13 protein-coding genes are annotated in these 17,178 nt (G+C 63.0%); 11 read left to right on the top strand and 2 right to left on the bottom strand.

The window, feature by feature from the left end:
- Positions 1-147: 147 nt before the first annotated feature.
- From LDO41_RS04155 to LDO41_RS04200, 10 genes are all read left to right on the top strand, one after another.
- The gene (locus LDO41_RS04155; protein ID WP_223982215.1) at positions 148-1,545 is read left to right on the top strand and encodes a DUF3300 domain-containing protein; all 1,398 of its coding nucleotides are present in this window, start codon (positions 148-150) and stop codon (positions 1,543-1,545) included.
- Positions 1,546-1,625: 80 nt separating this feature from the next.
- Complete coding sequence (locus LDO41_RS04160) at positions 1,626-2,552, top strand: DUF2950 domain-containing protein (protein ID WP_377745408.1); 927 nt, start codon at positions 1,626-1,628, stop codon at positions 2,550-2,552.
- Positions 2,553-2,800: 248 nt separating this feature from the next.
- Positions 2,801-3,700, top strand: coding sequence for a sensor histidine kinase (locus LDO41_RS04165; RefSeq protein WP_223982217.1), 900 nt, complete (start codon positions 2,801-2,803; stop codon positions 3,698-3,700).
- Positions 3,701-3,704: 4 nt separating this feature from the next.
- Positions 3,705-4,349 carry a response regulator transcription factor gene (locus LDO41_RS04170; RefSeq protein ID WP_223982220.1) on the top strand — a complete coding sequence of 215 codons (645 nt, stop codon included), beginning with the start codon at positions 3,705-3,707 and terminating at the stop codon, positions 4,347-4,349.
- 118 nt (positions 4,350-4,467) lie between these two features.
- Positions 4,468-4,809: a response regulator transcription factor gene (locus tag LDO41_RS04175; protein WP_377745412.1), complete on the top strand. Its 342-nt coding sequence runs from the start codon at positions 4,468-4,470 to the stop codon at positions 4,807-4,809.
- Positions 4,810-4,898: 89 nt separating this feature from the next.
- Positions 4,899-6,116, top strand: a complete 1,218-nt coding sequence (locus tag LDO41_RS04180; RefSeq protein WP_223982226.1) for an efflux RND transporter periplasmic adaptor subunit — start codon at positions 4,899-4,901, stop codon at positions 6,114-6,116.
- Positions 6,113-9,280, top strand: coding sequence for an efflux RND transporter permease subunit (locus LDO41_RS04185; protein WP_223982229.1), 3,168 nt, complete (start codon positions 6,113-6,115; stop codon positions 9,278-9,280). Before LDO41_RS04180 ends, LDO41_RS04185 begins: the two co-directional genes overlap by 4 nt.
- A gap of 19 nt (positions 9,281-9,299) precedes the next feature.
- On the top strand, positions 9,300-9,944 hold the full coding sequence (locus tag LDO41_RS04190) for a hypothetical protein (protein ID WP_223982232.1): 645 nt from the start codon (positions 9,300-9,302) through the stop codon (positions 9,942-9,944).
- Positions 9,945-9,968: 24 nt separating this feature from the next.
- Positions 9,969-10,358, top strand: a complete 390-nt coding sequence (locus LDO41_RS04195) for a hypothetical protein (RefSeq protein ID WP_223982235.1) — start codon at positions 9,969-9,971, stop codon at positions 10,356-10,358.
- 36 nt (positions 10,359-10,394) lie between these two features.
- The gene (locus LDO41_RS04200; protein ID WP_223982237.1) at positions 10,395-10,673 is read left to right on the top strand and encodes a hypothetical protein; all 279 of its coding nucleotides are present in this window, start codon (positions 10,395-10,397) and stop codon (positions 10,671-10,673) included.
- On the opposite strand, the gene aspT is transcribed toward LDO41_RS04200, so the two are convergent.
- A complete protein-coding gene (gene aspT, locus LDO41_RS04205) occupies positions 10,657-12,345 on the bottom strand; it encodes an aspartate-alanine antiporter (protein ID WP_223982239.1) in 1,689 nt (562 codons plus the stop codon). The genes LDO41_RS04200 and aspT overlap by 17 nt on opposite strands.
- Before the next feature lie 55 nt (positions 12,346-12,400).
- Positions 12,401-14,014: a bifunctional aspartate transaminase/aspartate 4-decarboxylase gene (locus tag LDO41_RS04210; protein ID WP_223982241.1), complete on the bottom strand. Its 1,614-nt coding sequence runs from the start codon at positions 14,012-14,014 to the stop codon at positions 12,401-12,403.
- A gap of 200 nt (positions 14,015-14,214) precedes the next feature.
- Here LDO41_RS04210 and LDO41_RS04215 point away from each other — a divergent pair, with 200 nt between their 5' ends.
- On the top strand, positions 14,215-16,977 hold the full coding sequence (locus LDO41_RS04215) for an aminotransferase class I/II-fold pyridoxal phosphate-dependent enzyme (RefSeq protein WP_223982243.1): 2,763 nt from the start codon (positions 14,215-14,217) through the stop codon (positions 16,975-16,977).
- Positions 16,978-17,178: the final 201 nt, after the last annotated feature.

The raw sequence follows: 17,178 nt of genomic DNA on the forward strand, positions 1-17,178 counted from the left end.
GGCGGGATTTCCAATTGCCCCGGTTGGCGCGGAGAAGAACGCTATTGGACCAAGGTTCCATTGCCCATGTCGAACCGAAAACCTAACGTAATCAGGTGATGTCCACGCACATGCCAGACATGGACATATCTGAAGGGGTCGTGCGCGATGGGGTGGGTGCGAAGGTGGGTGCTCGGCTGCATTCTTGCCACGATCGGCACCGTGTGTGCCCAGAGCGCGGATGCCCCTGCACAGCCCTTCAAGCCAGAGGAGCTGGAAGCGCTGGTTGCGCCGATCGCCCTGTATCCGGACGCCGTGCTGTCCCAGGCGCTGATGGCGTCGACCTATCCGCTCGAGATCGTGCAGGCGGCACGCTGGCTGAAAGCCAATCCGAACGTGAAGGGCGACGCCGCCGTGAAGGCGGTGGAGAACCAGACCTGGGATGTCAGCGTCAAATCGCTGGTCGCGTTTCCGCAAGTGCTGGAGCCGATGAACGACAAGCTGGACTGGACGCAGAAGCTTGGCGATGCGTTCCTGGCTCAGGAAAAGGACGTGCTTGCCGCAGTGCAGCGCCTGCGCGCGAAAGCCAAACAGGCCGGCAGCCTCCAGTCGAATGAGCAGCAGAAGGTGATCGTCGAGACCGCGCCGCCGGCCAGTGCCGCATCAGGCGGGACACAGGCCGACGCGCCACAGACCATCATCAAGGTCGAGCCTACCAATCCGCAGGTCATTTATGTACCGGCGTACAACCCCACCGTCGTCTATGGCGGATGGACTTCACCGGCCTATCCGCCGTATTACTGGCCGCCATATCCCGCGTACTACCCCGGTGGCGCATTGATGACCGGCTTTGCGTGGGGGGTGGGCCTTGCCGCGGCCGGTGCCTTGTTCTCGAACTGCAACTGGGGCGGTGGCGATGTGAACATCGACGTCAACCGCGCCACCAATATCGATCGCAGCTTCAATCGGGCGAACGTGGAGGGCGGCAAGTGGAAGCATGACTCCAGTCACCGCAAGGGCGTGGCCTATCGGGACGGTGCCACGCGCGAGCGCTACGGCAACAACGTGGGCGGCGCCGACCGGCGAAATGATTTTCGCGGGCGCGACGGCGCTGGGGGCGGCACGGACCGCGCCGCCAATCGACAAGGGGAACGGGGGCGTGACCAAGGCGGCGATCGTGGTGGTCAGCGCGACGGCAACCGCGGTGGTGATCGTGCCGGCAACCGTGAAGCCGGGGTGGCGGACAGAGCTGGAGGGGGGCAACGCGGCGACGCGGACCGCGGCAATCGCGTCAGCACCGCCGACCGTGGCGCGGGGGGCGCCGACCGTGGCAATCGTAGCGCTGGCGGGCGCGATAACGCGTTCCAGGGCGTCGGCGGCGGCAATGCGGCCCAGCGTGACTTCGACCGTGGTCGCGCAAGCTCCGGAGGCGGGCATGCCGCTCAACGCGGTGGCGGAGGTGGTGGAGGAGGCTTCCACGGCGGGGGTGGCTTCCAGGGCGGAGGCGGAGGCGGCTTTGGCGGAGGTCGTGGCGGCGGTGGCGGCGGCAGAGGGGGCCGGCGCTGAGCGCAGCCAATGTGCAACCGACATGCGACCGACATGCAACCTGATGCTGTGATCGGCGGTTTGGTCTTTAGGTGATACCTATGTACGCGCTAACGTGTCTCGCGCGGCAGCGCATCGCCCGCGCATTGTTCCTGTTCGCGATGCTCGCCGCTGGCTCCGCCCCCGGCTATGCGCAGCGCGCATTCGATACGCCCGAGGCGGCGATGAATGCGTTCGGCGACGCCATTGCCACCAGCAATGACACCGCCGTGCAGGCCATGCTCGGTCCCACTTCGCGTAACGTCATACCGCCACTGGGCGCGGACTTGCGATATCGCTTCCTTGCAGCATGGAGTCAGGCCCACGGCATCAAGATGGATGGCGAGCGTCTCGCCCGCGTATCGGTGGGACAGGACGGGTGGACCCTACCCATCCCTCTGGTGCAGTCCAACGGGAAGTGGTATTTCGATATGCGAGCGGGCCTGGACGAGATTCGCTTCAGACGGATCGGCCGCAACGAATTGAACACGATCCAGACCATGCTGGCGATCTATGACGCCCAGCGCGAGTACGCGGACGGCAATCATGGCCCGAACGGCATGTCGGTGTATGCGCGCAAGCTCGTGAGCTCGCAGGGCAAGAAAGATGGCCTGTACTGGCCAACGCCACCCGGTGAGCCAGAAAGTCCACTAGGGCCGGCATTTATCGAAGCTGCCACAAAACTCAAAGGTGGCGAGGGCTATCACGGATATCGATACAAGCTTCTGACTTCTCAGAGATCCTCAGTCAACGGCAACACTTATACCTATGTCGTCAATGGACAGCTCTTTGGCGGGTTCGCGGTACTCGCATGGCCGGTTCGTTATGGCGAGACCGGTATCAAGAGTTTCATGATCAACCACGAAGGAAAAGTCTACGAGCGCGATATGGGGCCAGACACCGCGGCGCGCGCCGCATCGATCGAATCATTCGATCCCGATCGGCAATGGACCGAAGTTTCGGCACAGGCTTTGGCCCCGCAGCAATAATCATGCTGCCAATCATCGGCACAGGCAAAGTTTGCATTGCTTCTGACGTCGACCTAGGTTGTATGACACAAACACCAAATTAAAACAAAAAGAACAGAAGGCAGGCTCGACGCCCCCGTACGAGATTGCCTGCCCTTGTTTGTCGTCGCGTTTCTGTGCTCACGGGAGGCATCATGGATCGAAAGCTGCTCTTGTTTTCGTTGGAAGGTGCCAGGGTCGGGACGCTGAGTGTCTGACGGCGGAAATCGATGATGCGACGATCGTCGGCATGGCTGCTGTGTCTGAGCGCAGTCATCGGCTTCGGCTACGTGGTCGCGACACGCCAGCCGCAATTGGCACGGCGCGATGCGCGCAGGCCAATCCGCATGACGTTGAGAGGCCCGCTGGCGGACATCCCGCCGCAGTCCGGCATTGCCGAGCTTGCAGGCTCCCTCGCGCATGAACTCAATCAACCACTGACGGCAATTACCAGCAACGCGCATGCCGCGCGCGAATTCCTCGCCTCGAATACGTTCAATCAGGAACTGCTGAGCGAAATCCTCGACGACATGATCAACGACGCCTCTCGCGCCAGCGATATCGTGCGAGGCGTGCGCGCGCTGGTGCTCGGTGAAGCCCCGCGGATGGTGGCATTCAGCATCGCGGACGTGGTGGACCAGGCGCTGGATCTGGCGCGGCCGAATGCCAGAGCCCGCGGCGTCATCATCCGTCGAGAACTGGCGGACACGCTACCGCGCACGGTAGGCGACCCCGTGGAAATCCGGCTCGTGCTGTTGAACCTGCTCGTCAACGCGCTTGACGCGGTAGCGGCGGGACGGCCGAGCGGCGACCGCCTGATCTGGGTGCGCGTGCGGACCGACGGCACCACCGTCCGCATGGCGGTGCAGGACAACGGCGCGGGCGTCGCCCCCGAGGATCTCGACAAGATATTCCGCCCCTTCTATTCCTCGAAGCCAAAGGGTATGGGACTCGGCCTGTCGCTTTGCCGTGCCCTGATGGAGCGCAATGGCGGCCATATCGAGGCCATAAGCAACAGCGGTCAAGGCATGACGTTCGAATGCGTCCTGCCCCGAGAAGCGGAAACGCTACGGGAGGAGGCGGCCGACAGCGCCGACACCTCCCGGTCCGCAACGATTGGCTGGAGGTGAGCTTATGCAGGCAAGAGCTACCGTTTATATCGTGGATGACGATGACAGCGTGCGGCGTGCATTGAGCCGATTGCTGATGGCCCACGGCTACCCGGTGACGACCTTCGACTCGGCGCAGGCATTCCTCGATGAAGCCGACTTCGAGGCCGGACCAGCCTGCGTAATACTGGACTTGCTGATGCCCGCCATGGATGGCCTGGCGCTGCAGCACGGCCTGCCGCGCCGGATGCCCGTTATCTTCCTGAGCGGACATGGCGACGTGGCGAGGGTCGTTCAGGCCATGCAGGCGGGAGCGATCGAGTTCCTCGAGAAGCCGGTGTCGGATACGCAGTTGCTTGCGGCGGTGGAGAAGGGCTGCGCCTGTGCCGCGGAGCACTTCGCACTGGAGCGCGAACTGCAGACACTCCGGCAGAAGCTGCAACGGCTGACGCCGCGCGAACGCGAGGTGTTGACCTGGGTGGTCACCGGCATTCGGAACAAGCAGGTGGCAAGCGAGCTTGGCACGGTGGAGAAAACCATCAAGGTTCATCGTGCGCACGTCATGCAGAAGCTCGAGGTGGATTCGTTGCCAGCACTGGTGCGCATTGCGGACCGGATGGGGCTATGCGTATCGCGCCGCGACGACGATGCCCGGCAGCGCGCCGGCTGATCGATGGACCATGGGCCAATATCGCAGTGCAACCACGTTACTTAGCCTTGAGGTTATCTGACTCTGGCAACGGGTTTCCTGTGGACGTATGGGTCCAATCGGTCGTTTCGCGGTAGTGGTGGACGATGACGCGTCGGTGGCGCGGGCCATCGCGCGGCTGCTTCGCTCCGCCAACATCACCGTCGACACTTTCACCACCGGCACCGCGCTGCTGGCGCGAATGGAAGCGCAGCCTTCCTATCTGCCGGCGTGTGTGATCCTCGATATCTCCATGCCCGAGATGGATGGGCTGGAGGTGCAACGGCGCCTCGCGGGCCGCGCAGGCGCCGTTATTTTCATTACCGCCCATGATCTGCCGGAAACACGGGACAAGGCGCTCGCATCCGGTGCCATCGGATACCTCCGCAAACCGTTCAATGGCCGGCAGCTGATCGAACTGGTCCGCGGCACGCTCATGTAGCACGGCGCAACGGTATGGTCCTTGGTCCAATTGCCAAATGGATAGCAGAGGGCACACTCATAGCAGCGATTGCGAGCGAAGGACTGACGATGAACATTGGACGGGGTTCCGGACTGGCGGGCAGCTCGCGCATCGTCGTGGTATTTGCCGCAGTGCTGCTGGTGGCCTGTCACAAGCAGGAGGCCAAGGCGCCCCCATCGGCACCGATCGCCGAGGTGGGTGTGGTCCGTGTCGCGCTGAAGGACGTGCCGTTGACCTACGAGTTCGTGGGAGAGACGCAAAGCTCGCAACAGGTGGAGATTCGGGCGCGCGTCAATGGTTTCCTGGAGGAGCGGCTGTACACCGAAGGGGCGTTGGTCAAGGCCGGGCAGCTGCTGTTTCGCATGGACCAGAAGCCGTTCAAGGCCGCGCTCGACGCCGCGCAGGCCGAACTCGCACAGCAGCAGGCACGCCTGACCACCGCGCGCTCCAATCTCGCGCGGGTGCGGCCGCTGGCGGCGCGCAACGCATTAAGTCAGAAGGACCTCGACGACGCCACCGGCAACGAACAGGCCGCCGCCGCCGCGGTGGAGCAGGCCAAGGCGAATGTCACGAATGCGAAGCTGAACCTCGGCTATACCACCATCGCTTCGCCGGTGGCCGGCCTGTCGAGTTACGCAAAGAAGCAGGTCGGCTCCTATATCGACGCCAGCAACAGCCTGCTGACCTATGTGGCCAAGCTCGACCCGATCTGGGTCAACTTCAGTCTGTCCGAGAACGAGGTCCTGAAGAATCAGGCGCAGCAGGCGTCCGGCGAGCTGAAAATGCCGGAGCGGGGCAATATGGAAGTGGAGGTCATGCTGGCGGACGGCACGAAGTACAAACGTCGCGGCCGCATTGCATTCTCCGATGCATCGTTCAGTTCGGAGACCGGCACCTATCTGATTCGAGCCGAGTTGCCGAACCCGGAAGGGGCCCTGCGTCCGGGACAATTCGTGCGTGTGTTCGTGTTTGGCGCCACGCGCACGCGGGCCATCACGGTGCCGCAGGAGGCCGTGGTACAGGGCGCACGTGGGCAGTCGGTGTGGACGGTTGGCAAGGACAACAAGGTCGAATCGCGCGTGATCGATGTTGGCGAATGGACGCAAGGTAACTGGGTCGTGCGCGCCGGTCTGCGCGAAGGGGACATCGTGGTGGTTGACGGCTCGGTGCGCCTGGCGCCTGGGGCGACGGTCAAGCCGGTGGACGTGCCCGCCGGCGCCACCAAGGCCGGTGGGGCGCCGGCATCGTCCCCAGCCGCGGTGGCTGAGAAAGCGCCAGCATCATGAAGTTGTCCCACTTCTTTATCGACCGGCCGATCTTCGCATCGGTGCTGTCCATCATCATCGTGGTGGGCGGCCTGGTGGCCGTGTTCAATCTTCCGATCGCACAGTTCCCGGATATCACGCCACCGAGCATCACGGTGTCCACCACCTATCCGGGCGCCAGCTCCGAAGTGGTGGCGCAGAACGTGGCGGCACCGATCGAGCAGCAGGTCAACGGCGCGGACAACATGCTGTATATGTCCTCGACGAGCTCGTCCACGGGGAACATGACCCTGACGGTCTACTTCGAGATCGGCACGGACCCCTCGCTCGCGCAGGTGGATGTGCAGAATCGCGTCAATCTCGCACTGCCGACGCTGCCCGATGCCGTGACGCGGCAAGGCGTGACCGTGGAGAAGCGGTCTCAGGCCTTTATGATGGTCATCGCGGTCTACTCTCCCGACAACAGCTATCCGCAGACGTTCGTCGATAACTACACCAGTATCTATATCCTCGATGCGCTCAAGCGCATTCCGGGTGCCAATCAGTCGGCCATCTTTGGCACGCCGGACTATGCGATGCGCATCTGGCTGCGGCCCGATCGCATGGCCCAGCTCGGGATCACGGCGGAAGACGTCAAGAGTGCCGTGTCCAATCAGAACGAGCAGTTCTCCGCCGGGCGCATCGGACAGTCGCCTACCTCCGAGCCCGTCAAGCAGACCTTTCCGATTACGACCAAGGGCCGGATGACGGAGCCGAAGGAGTTCGAGAACATCATCCTTCGCGCGGCGTCCGGGGATGCGGCGCTGGTCAGGCTCAAGGACATTGGCCGCGCCGAACTCGGCTCGAAAGACTATTCGCTGCGCAGCCGCTTCAAAGGCAAGACCGCCACGTTACTGGCCGTGTACCAGCAGCCGGGCGCCAACGCGCTGGCGGTGGCCGAGCAGGTGCGGGCCAGCCTGGCGGAAGCGCGCAAGAACTTTCCGCCCGGGATGGAATACGAGATCGCGCTCGATACCACCGAGTTTGTGCACGAATCGATCAACGAGGTGGTGCACACGCTGCGCGACGCGGTGATTCTCGTCATCCTCGTCGTATACATCTTTCTGCAGAGTTTCCGCGCCACGCTGGTGCCGATTCTCGCCGTGCCGGTGTCGATCATCGGCACGTTTATGGCCATGTCGGCGTTTGGCTTCTCGGTCAATATGCTCACGCTGTTCGGCATGGTGCTGGCCATCGGTATCGTGGTGGACGATGCGATCGTCGTGATCGAGAACGTCGAGCGCAATATGATGGAGTTTCACATGCCGCCGCGAGAGGCGGCCAAGGCCGCCATGGACGAGGTGGGCGGGCCGGTGATCGCCATCGTGCTGGTGCTGCTGGCCGTGTTTATTCCGGTGGCATTCTTGTCGGGCATTACCGGGCAGCTCTACAAGCAGTTCGCGATTACGCTCGCGGTCTCGGTGCTGCTGTCGGGCGTGGTCGCGCTGACACTGTCGCCGGCGCTCGCGGCCATCCTGCTCAAGCCGGGTAGCCACGAGAAGAACCGCTTCTTCCGCTGGTTCAATCGCAGCTTCGATCGCCTCGTAGAGGGCTACGGTAGCGCGGTGGAAACACTGATCCGGCGCGCGGTGATCTCGCTGGCGCTGGTGGTTGCGCTGGTTGCGGCCAGCGTATTGATGTTTGCGCGCATCCCATCGTCGTTCCTGCCGGTGGAAGATCAGGGCTATCTGCTTGGCGCGGTGATCCTGCCCGACGCGGCCAGTCTGGACCGCACCGGCGCGCTCTCGAAGCGCGCGGAGGAATGGTTCGCCAAGCAGCCCGGCGTCAAGTCCGTTGCCGCACCCGATGGCTATAGCCTGATCGACTCGCAGAACAAGGCCAATGCCGGCACGCTGTTCGTCACGCTGAAAGGGTTCCATGAGCGCGGCCCGGACGAAAGCGCCGCAAATTTGATCGCCAACGCTACCCGCGAATTCTCCACGTATCGCGACGGGCTGGTCATCCCCGTCAATCCACCGTCCATTCCCGGCCTAGGTACCACCGGCGGCTTCGAGTTCTGGTTGCAGAGCACCGGCGATGGCAGCTATCAGCAACTGGAGGAGCGCGCGCGTGCGTTTATCGCGGCGGCGCGGCAACGGCCGGAGCTGCGCGGGATCAGCACGACCATCAACACGAGATCGCGGCAACTGCTGGTGGACCTCGACCGGGAGCGCGCGGAAACACAGGGTGTGCCCGTGGAGCAGGTTTACTCGGCGTTGCAGACGATGTTCGGCTCGCTCTACGTCAGTCAGTTTCCGAAGAATAGCCGGCTGTTCCAGGTCATCCTGCAGGCCGAGCCCGAGTATCGGTCGCGTCCGGAAGATCTCGATCGGGTCTACGTGCGCAATGCGCGTGGCGAGATGGTGCCGATCAAGGCCGTGACCAATGCGCGCTACGTGGCGGGTGCGGACCTCGTGACGCGCTTCAACAATTTCCCGGCGGCCAAGATCACCGGCGACGCGGCACCCGGCTACAGCTCCGGTCAGGCGTTGCAGGCCATGGAGGAGGTGGCCACGCAGGTGCTCGGCCCGGGCTACGCCTACGCGTGGAGCGGGCAGGCCTACGAAGAGAAAAAGGCCGGTTCCACCGCGGCGCTGGTGTTCGCGTTTGCATTGCTCATGGTGTTCCTGATTCTGGCCGCGCAGTATGAGAAATGGTCACTGCCGTTCGGGGTGCTGATGGCCGTGCCGTTTGCACTGTTCGGCGCGCTGCTGGGCATTCTGATGCGCGGCATGGAGAACGACGTCTACTTCCAGATTGGCTTGACGGTGCTGATCGCGCTCGCGGCCAAGAACGCGATTCTGATCTTCGAGTTCGCGGTGGAGATGCGCGTGAAGGAGGGACTGAGTCCGTACGATGCGGCGGTCAAGTCCGCCAAGCTCCGGCTACGCCCGATCATCATGACGTCGCTGGCGTTCATCCTCGGATGTATTCCGCTTGCCATCGCCAGCGGCGCTTCGGCGGCCAGCCGCCAGTCGCTGGGCACTGGCGTGATTGGCGGGATGCTCGGTGCCACCGTCATTGCCGTGTTCTTTATCCCGATGTTTTTCTGGGGCCTCGAACGCGCCTCCAGCAAGAAGATGGCGCAGCAGGCGGCCAGGCCCACCGGCGGCGATCCTGCAGCGCCAACCGCGGTCAAGGAATAAATCACGTCAAGGAGGTCGTATGCCGAGCGAACAATGTTCACAACCCACATCGCGCTATGTACGCGGTTATGTACGCCGCTATATCGGGCCAGCACTGGCCGTGGCCATCTGGTTCGCGGTGCCCGGCGTGGCGACGGCGCAGCCCGATGTCAAAGCCGACGTGACGCGGACGCCAGGGCAGACCACCGCCAAAGCGACCGCGACAGGCACGGCCACCATTACCGCGATCGACGCCCCGAATCGCAGGATCACACTCAAAACACCGCAGGGGCGCGTGACGGACATGACCGTCGGCCCGGAAGCCCGCAACTTCGAACAACTTCGCGTGGGCGACAAGGTGACCGTGACCTACCAGGAAGCATTGACGGTCAGCCTGAAGAAGGGCAAGGGCGAACTGAGCATGAAGGAGCGTGAGATTGCGGATCGGGCGCAGCCGGGCGCCAAGCCCGGCGGCACGATGGGCCGCGAAGTGACGGTGGTAGCGGAGGTGGTCTCCGTCAACAAGGATGCGCAAATCGTGACGGTGAAGGGCCCGCGCGGACAGGTCTTGGATCTGCACGTCGAGGACCCTGCACAGATGCAGGACGTGAAGCGTGGCGACCGCGTACAGGCCGTCTACACGGAGGCTGTCGCCATCTCGGTGGAGCCGGGCACCGCCAAGTAGCGGGAGTTTGAGGGGGAGCGCAACGTGAAGCAGTTTGTGAAAGGGTGGGCCGTGACCGCCGTCGCGGCAATGACGATCTCATGGCCGGCGCATGCCTACTTCGATCATTTTCTTAACCAAACCATCGTCGGCACGCTGGGCAAGGCCGGCACCGACGAACTGGTCAGTACGTTTGGGCGTGTCATGAGCGAATCGGAGGACGGGACCACCGTGCCGATCAAGCTGCCGCCCAACAACGCCGGCAAGGTAACGGAGGGCACGATCACGCCGCTCAAGACCCGCACCGAGGCGGGGCAGCGCTGCCGGCAGGTGCAGACGGAGTTTCGGCAGGAGGGGCGGAAATCGGAACGCTGGAAGGGCTGGTATTGCCAGCAGCCGGATCTCAGTTGGAAAAAAACCATGCTCAAGGACTGACCCGACCGCACCGGTAACGAGGGGGGCAGACACACCATGTACAGAATCGGCGTGTGGTTGATGGGTGGGGCGCTCGCGCTGGCCGCGTTGGGCCTGTTCTTCAGCGACCCCAGCGGCAAGATGCCCGAGAAGATCAATCTGATCAGAGTGGCGCTCGGTCTGGAAGTGCAGATGTTCAAGGTGTCGGACTCGCCCACGCGCTATCTGGTGACCGTGCCGGCGAGCGAATGGCTGCTGGGCTGCATCGTGATCGCGCTGGCTGGCGCCGCGCTCGTCGTCGCGGCGCGCTGGCGGCGGACTACGAGAGAATCATGATGATCACCATGCCCCAGATCGTCAGCAGCGTGTTGCCCACCGCATAGGTCACGGTGTAGCCAAGACCCGGTACCTGACTCTTCGCCGCTTCGCACACCATCCCGAGCGCAGCCGTCGTCGTGCGCGCACCCGCGCAGATGCCGAGGATCAGCGCCGGATGAAAACGGAACACGAATTTCGCAAGCAACATGCCGATAAGTAGCGGCACGGCGGTGGCGAAGATGCCCCACAGGAACAGGCTGATACCGAGCTTCTGCAAACCGGCCACAAAGCCTGGCCCCGCGGAAATACCGACCACCGCGATAAACATATTGAGCCCAACCGAGTTCATGAACCACAAGGTCGGTTCCGGAATGCGCCCAAAGGTCGGGTGGATCGCGCGAAACCAGCCGAACACGATGCCGGCGATCAGCGCGCCCCCGGCAGTCGAGATCGTCAACGGGATACCTGACACGTTGATCACCACGGCGCCGATCATCGCGCCAACAAAGATGGCCAACGATACGAAGGCGACGTCGGTCACCGTCGTGGGGCGATCGACATATCCGATGTGCCGTGCCGCGGCATTGATGTCCTGCGTGCGACCCACCACCGTGATCACATCACCGCGATACAGCTTGGTCTTCGGTAGCACCGGGATCACGGTCTCGGTCGGTCCCCGCTTGATCTTCCTGAGAAAGACACCGCGTGCGCCAGGCCAGCGCGCGAGCTCGTCGAGCGGCTTGTCGTCGACCTCCTTGTTGGTGATGTAGATGTCGACGCCTTCCGTGGGAATGTCGAGCAGTTCCGCATCCTGTACCTCGCGGCCGCTGGGTCCCAGCCGCAGGATCATCTGGTCACGCTTGCCCCCGATTGCCACGATGTCGTTCGCCTCGATGCGTGTATCCAGTTCCACCTCCATGATCTTGCCGTTGCGGCGAATGCGCTCGACGAACGCCCGCACGCCGTCGTGCGTACCCGCCTCGATCTCGCCGATCGGCCTGCCGATGAATGGGCTGTTGGGCGCCACCGAATAGGCCCGTACTTCGAAATCGTGCCACTCGGTCGCGCCGTCAGCACCGCCGCCGGCGCCAAGCATCTTCTCGTAATCCCTGCATGCTGCCGGCAGATCGATGCCCAGCAGCTTGGGCCCGATCTGCGCGAGGATGATGGCCGAACCGACCGTGCCGAAGATATAGGTCACTGCATAGGCGATCGGCATCCCGTCCAGCAGTACCTTGGCTTCGTCTGGCGGCAGACCCAGCCGGTTGATGGCGTCCGTGGCAAGCCCCATCGACGCGGAGATGGTCTGCGAGCCGGCAAACAGACCGGCTGCCGATCCAAGGTCATAACCGGCGAGCATTGCGGCTGCAACGGCGGCCCCCAGCGACAGCAGCGCCATGACCACCGCGAAGATGGCCTGCGGCACGCCATCCTTCGCAATGCCGCGCACGAACTGTGGCCCCACGCCATAGCCCACCGCGAACAGGAACATCAGGAAGAAGACCGATTTCACGTTCGCGGAGATCTTCACGCCGAGAATACCGATGACGATGGCCACGAGCAACGTCGCCGTCACCGCGCCCAGGCTGAAACCCTTGAAGCTCTTGCCGCCCACCCAATAGCCAATGCCCAAGGCAAGAAAAATCGAAATCTCGGGGTAGGCGCGCAGCGTGTTGACGAACCAGGTCATGATCTCACCTCGGTGTTGTTATATCTGATCGCTTCAGGCGTGGCTCAGGCGGTCTTCATTTCTTCGACTTGGAGCCCTTGCCATGCGATGCGTGATAGCGTTCCAGGTATTCGTCGCGCAGCTTGCGGACCGAGCGGCCGATCTTGACGTAATCCTCCTCGTTGAGATTGGCCAGCGACACGCGCCCCGACGGATGACGCGTCCCAAAGCCGCCGCCGGGCAGCAGCACCACGCCCGCTTCCTCGGCCAGTCGGAACAGCAGCTCGTGCGGCTGGATCGTATCGAGCAGCCACTTCACGAACTCGGGTCCCACTTCGCGGCTGAGTTGCTCCACGTCGAGCAGCGTGTAGTAGTCCACGGCGTTTGCGTCCGCTGCCTCTGCCGCCGCGCCCATACCGCGGTAGAGCGCCGCCTTGCGGCTGCGGATCAGCTGCTTCATGGTCTTCTTGTAGGTCTCGGCCGTGTCCATCAGCGAGAACAACGAGAACAGCACCATCTGGACCTGCTGCGGGGTGGACAGACCAGCGGTGTGATTGAGCGCCACGGTGCGGCTATCGGCGACGACGCGGTCGATAAACAGCAGCTTCTCGGGCGCGGTGGTGATAGAGGAATAGCGCTTGTTCAGGCTGGCTGCTTCCGCCTTCGGCAGCTTCGCGATCGCATCGTCGAGCAGATTGGATTTGTGCGTCGCAATCACGCCGAGCCGCCAGCCGGTCGCGCCGAAATACTTCGAGTACGAGTACACGAGGATCGTGTTGTACGGGCACATCGCGAACAGCGAGACGAAGTTGTCGGCAAACGTGCCATACACGTCGTCGGTCAGCAGGATCAGGTCGGGCCGCTCCTTCACGATCTCGGCGATGTAGGCAAGGCTCTCGTCGCTCACGCGCACCGATGGCGGATTGCTGGGATTGACGAGGAAGAACGCCTTGACCTTGGGGTCGCGCAGCTTGTCCAGTTCTTTCTTGGAGTACTGCCAGCCGTTGGCGGGGTCCGCATCGATGGCGATCTCATGCAACTGGTACTCGGCGAGCTCGGGAATCTCGATATAGGGCGTAAAGATCGGCTTGCCGAGCGCGATCACATCGCCCGCCTTGAGCAGGTGATTGGTGCGCATCGAGGAGAACAGATAAGTCATCGCGGCCGTGCCGCCTTCGACGGCATAAAGGTCGAAGTCGCCCACAAACGGATGCGTGCCGATCATCTCGCGCCGAATGTACTGTTTGACGATCTTCTCCGACAGCCTGAGCATGCGATCCGGCACGGGATAGTTGCAGGCCAGAATGCCTTCGCACATTTCGTACAGGAAGTCGCCGCCGTCCAGGCCGAGCTGGTCGCGCACATAAGAGACGGCACCGGCCAGAAAGCTGACGCCCGGCACATCGTGATGTGCGCGCGTGAACAGGTCGAAGCGTTCCTCGATGCCGGCTCGACGCGGGAAGCCGCCGATGCCGGGTGACAGATACGAGAACGAGCGCTCCGATTCCACCATCGCGAACAGGCCAAGCTGCCAGAAACCATGACGCGGAATGGTCGCAAGGAAGTTCGGATTGCCGCGGCCGGCATTGAGCATCAGCCGGTTCGACACGCTGCCGGCCAGCTTGATGAGTTCGTCCTTCAGTTCGAACGGCGAGAGGCTCGCCAGTGTCGATGTATCCCGTTTGGTCATCACGCGTCTCCAGTCGTAGACATGGCGCGGCGCGGGCTCGCGTCGCACATTTTCCCGATAGTCAACGTAGGTCGTAACCGCGTGACGCTCAATTGGCCTAAAGGGCTAATGAGTCCAAGGTCCAATGGCAAGCGTCGCAACACGGTCCACATTGAGGAGGGATATCCGAAACCGGACCCCTTTGCATACGGAGGCCATCCATGGAACAGGACCGGATTCAACCGGAGCGGCGCGGTCTTCATCAGTTTCTTGCCGCGTCGGAAGGGCGTATCGACCGCTGGCGCACGCTGCACCGCATCAGCCGTGCGATGGGTGCTGGAACGTCTGCCGCCGACGATTGCATCGCACAGGCACGCGCCGTGATCGACGAGCTCCGTCCCCTCGAGCACATCAACGGCTATCCGGGCCCGCGGCTGTTTGGGCAGGTGGAAGCAAGACTGGCGCAACAGGACTGGAATGCGTTGACGCGGCTGGTCGGCCGCGTCAGCAACGCGCTGCTTTCCAACAGCTATCGCGACCAACGCGATGCCTGGCTGGCGGACGAGGAAGGAGAGACCCGGCTTCCCGATTTCCTGCCGCCATCGATCGGCCACGGGCAGAGCCGCAAGCCCTATTTCGAGGTGCTGATCGTGTCGCCGGGCGAGCGCTCCGCGTGGGAAGACCTCTGCGCGTCGTTCCGGCTGCTGCGCCGCGACGACGATCCGTTCGTCTATGAGCCGGTGGTCGTGGGGACGTTCGAAGACGCGTTGCTGGCCACCATCTTCAACTTCAACCTGCAGGCCGTGGTCATCGTCGATGGTTTTCCTTTTGCCTCCGCCCATACCTCGCCTGAACTGCGCGAGATCATTACGCGCAATACGCCGGTGGGCACACGACAGGGGATCGACGATACCGGGGTGTCGCTTGCACGATTGCTGCGACATCTGCGGCCGGAGCTCGACGTTTATCTATCGACCGATCGCGACGTGGGACACCTGGCGGGTTCCGAGGCCGCCGCGCCGCTGCGGCGCATTTTCTATGGCGCAGAGGAACCAATGGAGGTCCATCTGGCGGTGCTTGACGGCGTCAAGGACCGCTACGAGACACCGTATTTCGACAATCTCAAGCGCTACGCGCAGCGCCCGATCGGCACGTTCCACGCATTGCCGGTGGCGCGCGGGAAATCGATTTTCAAGTCGAACTGGATTCGCGATATGGGCGAGTTCTACGGCGCGAACCTGTTCCTCGCCGAGTCGTCCGCTACGACAGGGGGCCTGGACAGCCTGCTCGAGCCCACCGGCAATATCAAGAAGGCGCAGGACAAGGCCGCGCGCGCATTCGGCGGCGATCGCAGTTTCTTCGTCACGAACGGCACCTCCACGGCGAACAAGATCGTACATCAGGCATTGCTATCGCCGGGCGACATCGTGCTGATCGATCGCGACTGCCACAAGTCGCACCACTACGGCGTGGTGCTGGCGGGCGCGCAGCCGCTGTATATCGACGCTTATCCGCTGACGCAGTACTCGATGTATGGCAGCCTCGCGATTCGGCCAATCAAGCAGGCGTTGCTCGCACTCAAAGCCGAAGGCAAGCTCGATCGTGCGCGGATGCTGGTGCTGACCAATTGCACGTTCGACGGACATATCGCAAATGTACGGCGCACGATGCTGGAATGCCTGGCCATCAAGCCGGATCTGATCTTCCTATGGGATGAGGCGTGGTACGGCTACGCGCGTTTCTCGCCGTTCCTGCGCATGCGCACCGCCATGGGGGCCGCGGCCAAGGTGCGGACGATGATGGCGGACCCCGCCTATCGCGAGCGCTACGACGCGTTCCGGGCATCGGTGAAGGATCTGCCCAACACCGACCCGCGGCTGCTGGACATGGAACTGCTGCCCGACCCCGAGCGCACGCGCGTCCGCGTGTATGAGACGGACTCGGTCCACAAATCCATGTCGGCGCTGCGGCAGGGCTCGATCATTGTCGTTGCCGATCAGGATTTTCACACCGTGGAGGCACCGTTCAAGGAGGCCTTCTTCACCCACACTTCCACATCGCCAAACCTGCAGATCATCGCCTCGATCGATCTCGCCCGCCGGCAGATGGAGCTCGAAGGATACGAACTGGTTCAGCGCGCGCTGCAACTGGCCATAGAGCTGCGCCAGGAGATCAACCAGCATCCGCTGATCTCGAAGTACTTCCGTGCCGCCACTCCGGCCGAGATGATCCCCGAACCGTACCGGATCTCGGGCTTCGCCGACTATGCCGAGCCCGGCAAGACCGTGGCCGACACCGCGCAGGCCTTGCGCGAGGACGAATTCTTCCTCGACCCCACGCGCATCACGCTGCTATGCGGCGGCGCGGGCTACGACGGTACGCAGTTCAAGGGGCTGCTGGCGGAGAAGTTCGACATCCAGATCAACAAGACGTCGCGCAACAGCGTGCTGGTGCAGATCAACATCAACAACACGCGCAGCGACCTGGCGCACCTGGTCAAGGCCCTGACCGACCTGTCGCGCGAACTGGACCGCAGGTTGGAAGAGGGCGGCGAGGCCGAGCGTGCTTCGTTTGCCGCGCGCGTGAAGGCATTGGTAGAGGACGTGCCAGACCTGCCAGATTTCAGCCGCTTCCACGACGCCCTGCGCAACGATCCGCAAAGCAACACGCCGGAAGGCGACATGCGGACCGCGTACTACCTGGCCTATCGCCCCGAGTGTTGCGAATGCATCCGACTGGACGATCCGCGTATCGACCAGCGACTGGCTGATGGTCCAGAACTGGTATCCGCCAAGTTCGTGATTCCGTATCCGCCGGGATTTCCAATCATGGTGCCAGGGCAGGTGATCACACCGGGGACCATCGCGTACATGCGCAAACTCGACGTAAAGGAAATCCACGGCTTCAACGCGGTGCGTGGATTGGAGTTGATCAAGCCGGAGGCGCTGGAGGGGTTGGTGAAGGGGCGAGGAGCGCGGGCATAGCCACCGACTGATATCGCCTTTGCAGCCCCGCGCGAACAATCGCGCGGGGCTTCCACTTGTCCTCCCTTATCGCCCTCTAGCGCTTCGCCCCACCCCATAAAGTGCATTAATGAGCGCATTGTGGGCGTTCGCCGCTACGCCATTCGCCTCCCGATTTGCCTGCTCGGAACTCTCACGTTAAGATGAGCGAACAATTTCGAC

The sequence above is a fragment of the Cupriavidus pampae genome, from assembly GCF_914271485.1.
Classification (GTDB): Bacteria; Pseudomonadota; Gammaproteobacteria; order Burkholderiales; family Burkholderiaceae; genus Cupriavidus; species Cupriavidus pampae.